Annotated in this window: 4 protein-coding genes and 1 pseudogene; 3 read left to right on the forward strand and 2 right to left on the reverse strand. The window is 73.1% G+C overall.

The window, feature by feature from the left end; translation table 11 throughout:
- Positions 1 to 102: 102 nt before the first annotated feature.
- Positions 103 to 1,230, reverse strand: a complete 1,128-nt coding sequence (locus tag CCN72_RS26890; RefSeq protein ID WP_086810356.1) for a WD40/YVTN/BNR-like repeat-containing protein — start codon at positions 1,228 to 1,230, stop codon at positions 103 to 105.
- A 242-nt stretch (positions 1,231 to 1,472) separates the two neighbouring features.
- On the opposite strand from CCN72_RS26890, the gene CCN72_RS26895 reads away from it, so the two are divergent.
- Both CCN72_RS26895 and CCN72_RS26900 read left to right on the forward strand, forming a co-directional pair.
- Entirely contained in the window at positions 1,473 to 2,054 is a 582-nt protein-coding gene (locus CCN72_RS26895) for an Rv1733c family protein (RefSeq protein WP_086810358.1), read from the forward strand.
- Between the two features lie 36 nt (positions 2,055 to 2,090).
- Complete coding sequence (locus tag CCN72_RS26900; RefSeq protein WP_086810360.1) at positions 2,091 to 2,612, forward strand: DUF4352 domain-containing protein; 522 nt, start codon at positions 2,091 to 2,093, stop codon at positions 2,610 to 2,612.
- 74 nt (positions 2,613 to 2,686) lie between these two features.
- On the opposite strand, the gene CCN72_RS26905 is transcribed toward CCN72_RS26900, so the two are convergent.
- Positions 2,687 to 4,348, reverse strand: coding sequence for an acyl-CoA dehydrogenase family protein (locus tag CCN72_RS26905; RefSeq protein WP_086810361.1), 1,662 nt, complete (start codon positions 4,346 to 4,348; stop codon positions 2,687 to 2,689).
- A 72-nt stretch (positions 4,349 to 4,420) separates the two neighbouring features.
- On the opposite strand from CCN72_RS26905, the pseudogene CCN72_RS26910 reads away from it, so the two are divergent.
- Positions 4,421 to 4,822, forward strand: a pseudogene (locus tag CCN72_RS26910) (PaaX domain-containing protein, C- domain protein); the annotation flags it as partial.

Here is a 4,822-nt window from a genome sequence, read left to right on the forward strand (position 1 = left end):
GCCCCCTGGAACCCCGCTCTCCCGACACCGCTGTACCCCCCTCTTCGGTCATGCCTCCCCCTCTTCCTTCTTTCTTTCCTTGTGCGGCCCCAGCCTCGGCCTTCAGTCGACCAGCGCCGCGCGCACGCACAGGACGTCCGGCAGATGCGCGGCCACCTGCTGCCAGCTGTCGCCGTCGTCGGCCGAGGCGAACACCTCTCCGTTGCGGTTGCCGAAGTACACGCCCGCCGGGTCGGCGTCGTCGGTGCACAGGGCGTCGCGCAGCACCGTGCCGTAGTGGTCCCCGGTCGGCAGGCCACGGGACCGGGGCTCCCAGGACTTGCCCGCGTCGGCCGTGCGGAAGACCCGGCAGCGGCGGTCGGCGGGGACCCGGTCGCTGTCCGCGTTGATCGGGAAGACGTACGCCGTGTCACCGCGGTGCGGATGGGCGGCGACGGCGAAGCCGAAGGTGGACGGCAGGTCCGCGCCGATGTCGCTCCAGTGCGCCCCCGCGTCGTCGCTGCAGTACACCCCCCAGTGGTTCTGGAGATAGAGCCGGTCCGGGTCGGCCGCGTCCCGGGCGACCTTGTGCACGCACTGGCCGAACTCCGGGTTCGGGTCCGGCAGGAACACCGCGGCCACCCCGGAGTTGGACGGCGCCCAGCTCGCCCCGCCGTCGGTGGTGCGGAACACCCCGGCCGTGGAGACGGCCACCGTGAGCGCTGCCTTGTCGCGTGCGTCGGTGAGCACCGTGTGCAGCCCCTCGCCGCCGCCGCCCGGCACCCAGCGGGAGCGGGTGGGGTGCTCCCACAGCGGCCGTACCAGCTCGAAGCTCTCGCCGCGGTCCACCGAGCGGTACAGCGCGGCCGGTTCCGTACCCGCGTACACCACCTCGGGCTCGGCGGCGGCCGGGTGCAGCTGCCAGACGCGCTCCAGGGAGGCGCCGGTGTCCTTGGGGAACCTGACGGCCGGACGGGGCGGTTCGGTCCAGGTGCGGCCGAGGTCGTCGGAGTGGAACACCGACGGCCCCCAGTGCGCGCTGTCGCCCCCCGCGAGCAGCCGCGGACGAGGTCCCCGGGTGTCGATCGCGACCGAATACACCGCCTGCGCGTTGAAGTACGGGCTCTCGTCGAACTCCCACGGGCGCCGGCCCAGCCGCCGTCCGAGGAACAGGCCCTTGCGCGTGCCCACCGCCAGCAGTACCTCGGTCATGCCGATCACCTCCGGGGCGCCATTGCCCAGGCTCGCCATCAGATATCGGCCAGTCTGCACCCCACCACTGACAGTCTCCCCTGGAGCGGCCGTCGCCCCAGCTCAGCGGGGGTGTCGTCGGCTTTCGGCGAGGATCCGCGAGGTCCGTTCCGCGATGCGCCTGCGCGAGGCGGGCCGCTCGTGCGAACGTCGAGGACGGCTTGTCATGAGCAACGGAACGATCCCTCCTCCCGGGGAGGGCGGTCCGGCCGGTCTTTGCGGTCGCGAGGAGGATGCCCTTGATGGCGTTCCGAAGTCCCAAGGTGTGGCTGTGGCGGTGGCGGCGCAATCCGCTCAAGCGCCGGGCGGACGTGGTGGAGGGCTGGGTGGTGCTCGGCGTCGGGCTGCTGACCGTGCTCGCCGGGGTGCTCGCCGGGCTCATGGTGGCCCGGTCGGTGACGCAGGGGCTGGCCCGCGAGCGCGCCGACTGGCGCCCCGCCGTCGCCCATGTCGTCGCCGAGATCCCGGACGCGCACGCCGGGCGCCGGCACATATCCCATGACGCGCGGGGCTGGGCCGAGGTGCGCTGGACGGTGGCCGACGGCTCCGTGCACACCGGCCGGGTCCGGGCGGCGGCCGGCAACCGGGTCGGCACCAGGGTCACCGTCTGGACCGATTCCCATGGCCACCTCGTCGGCAGCCCCGTCCCGCCCGGCCAGGCCGCCTTCCGCGCCGATCTCGTCGGAACCCTGGCGGGCCTCGGCACCGCGCTCGTCCCCTTCGCCGGCGGCTTCCTGCTGCGCGCCCGGCTGGAGCGCCGCCGGCTGACCGCCTGGGACACGGAATGGGCCCGGCTGGGGCCGCAGTGGGGACGCATGGTCTGAGCGGCCGTCCGCCGGCGAAACGTCAAATTTCCCAGGTTGCCTGGTGGAGACGTATCGTCGCCGCCCCCGCAGCCGCCGAAGAAGTCGAGCACCGGCAAGATCCTCGGCTTCGGCTGCCTCGGTGTCGTCGCACTCGTCGTCGTGATCGGCGTCATCGCGGCCGTGGCGGGTGGCGGTGGCAAGGGCGACGACGACAAGGTGGACGCCGGCAAGAGCGGCGCCCCGAGCGCCGCGTCCTCGTCGCGGCCGGGCGGGTCCGAGCCCGCGGGGAAGCCGGCGGCCGTGGAGATCACCGCGAAGAAGGCGTCGTTCACCAAGAGCGTCCTCGCCGACGGTGACGCCTACACCAGCGTGTCCGTCACGATCCGCAACAACAGCGGCAAGAAGGTCAGCGTCAACCCGCTCTACTTCACCGTCACGGACACCAACGGCACCAAGCACACGGACGAACTGGGCGTCGACGACAAGCAGATCGACACCGTGGACCTGTCCCCGGGCGAGAACCTCTCGGGCACGGTGACCGGCAAGGGCACGTTCACGCCCAAGTACGTGACTTAGTCGCGGGGCCTGGTGGGGCGGGTGGTGGTACGGGTCCGGCCGGAGGCGGGCCGGGCCCGTACGGGTCGTCGGGCTCAGCCGTGGTCGGGCAGGGCCCGTTCCAGGATGGCGTCCAGGTTCGTTCCGGGGGGCAGGGTTCCGAAGGAGTGGCCCCAGTCGCCGGCCAGGCGGGTCGCGCAGAAGGCGTCCGCGACCGGCCGGGGCGCGTGGCGGACCAGGAGGGACGCCTGGAGGGCGAGCGCCATGCGCTCGACCAGGCGGCGGGCGCTGAGCTGGTCGGCCCGGGGCAGCTCGGACCTGAGGGCGGCCACGGCGGAGTCCAGGCGGGCGTCCGCGCCTCCGGCGAGGGCGAGTTCGGCGAACAAGGCGTCGGCGGCGCCCGGTTCGCGGCCGAGGGCGCGCAGCACGTCCAGCGCGTTGACGTTGCCCGAGCCCTCCCAGATGGACAGCAGCGGGGCCTCCCGGTAGTGCCGGGGCATGCCGGAGTCCTCCACGTACCCGTTGCCGCCCAGGCACTCCAGGGCCTCGGCGGTGAACGCGGGCCCCCGCTTGGTGACCCAGTACTTGCCGACGGCCGTGGCGATCCGCCGGAAGGCGTGCTCCCCGGCGTCCCCGCGCACCGCGCGGTCCGCGGCCCCGGCCAGCCGCAGTGTGAGGGTGGTCGCCGCCTCCGACTCCAGCGCGAGATCCGCCAATACATTGCGCATCAGCGGCTGTTCGAGCAGCCGGGCACCGAACGCGCTCCGGTGGCGGGCGTGATGGCCGGCCTCGACCAGCGTCTTGCGCATCAGCGTCGCCGAGGACATCACACAGTCCAGACGGGTGCAGTTGACCATCTCGATGATGGTCTTCACACCCCGCCCCTCGGGCCCCACCAGCCACGCCACGGTCCGGTCGAACTCCGGCTCGGAGGAGGCGTTGGAACGGTTGCCCAGCTTGTCCTTCAGGCGCTGGATACGGAAGGTGTTGCGGCTGCCGTCCGGCAGTACGCGCGGCACCAGGAAGCAGGACAGCCCGCCGGGTGCCTGTGCCAGGACGAGGAAGACGTCGGACATCGGCGCCGACGTGAACCACTTGTGCCCGCGCAGTGTGTACACGCCGGGCTCGCCGGTGGGCGTGGCCGTCGTGGTGTTCGTGCGCACGTCCGAGCCGCCCTGCTTCTCGGTCATGCCCATCCCGGCGATCAGCCCGGGCTTCTCGGTCGGCACCCGCAGGCCCGGCTCGTACTCCCGGCTGGTGAGCAACGGCTCGTAGACCTTGGCCAGTTCGGGCTGCGCGCGCAGGGCGGGTACGGCGGCGTACGTCATCGACGTCGGACAGCCGTGCCCCGCCTCGGTGTGCCCCCACACCAACCCGCCCGCGGTACGGGCCACATGGGCGCCGGGCCGTTCGTCCGCCCAGGCCGAACCGGCGAGGCCCGCCCCGACCGCGGCCCGCATCAGATGGTGCCAACCGGGGTGGAAGTCCACCTCGTCGACGCGGTTGCCGTAGCGGTCGTGGGTGCGCAGCACCGGCTCGTTCACGTTCGCCTGCTCGGCCCACTCCTGGGCCTGCGCGCTGCCGGCGCGGGCACCGAGCCGGCGGATCTCCTCCTCGGCCCACCGGGCGCCCTCGCGGCGCAGGCCCTCCAGGAGGGCGGTGTCGTCGGAGGAGTCGTAGGGGGCGAGGGGCGGGGGCTGGTTGGTGACGTCGTGGGTCGCGACCGGCGGCTGCGTCTCTGTCTGCGTGGAGGCCATACGCGCAATGTTGCGCTTTCTCTGCGGCTGTAGCAATAGTGCAATATGGAGGCGCACGTAAAGTACGTGCCCATGCGCATGAACGTGTCGACCGGGCCGGAGACGGCCGGCCTGCGGCCCCTGTCCGCCCGGTCGGTCGTGCTGAGCATGCTCCTGGCCGTGCACCCGCCGGAGTTACCGGTGCGGGACCTCGTACGGCTGGTCGAGCCTTTCGGCGTCGGCGGCTCCACGCTGCGGGCCGCGCTGAGCCGGATGGTGGCCGCGGGCGATCTGTGGCGCACGGACGCGGTCTACGGGCTGAGCGACCGGCTGCTGGCCAGGCAGCGCCGCCAGGACGACGCGGTCCACCCCCGCACCCGGGCGTGGGACGGCGACTGGGAGATGGTGGTCATCACGGCGACCGGGCGCGGCGCGGCCGAACGCGCCGAGCTGCGCACCCGGTTGACCGCGCTGCGGCTGGCCGAGCTGCGCGAG

The sequence above is a fragment of the Streptomyces murinus genome (genome assembly GCF_002154555.1).
In the GTDB taxonomy this organism is placed as follows: Bacteria; Actinomycetota; Actinomycetes; order Streptomycetales; family Streptomycetaceae; genus Streptomyces; species Streptomyces murinus.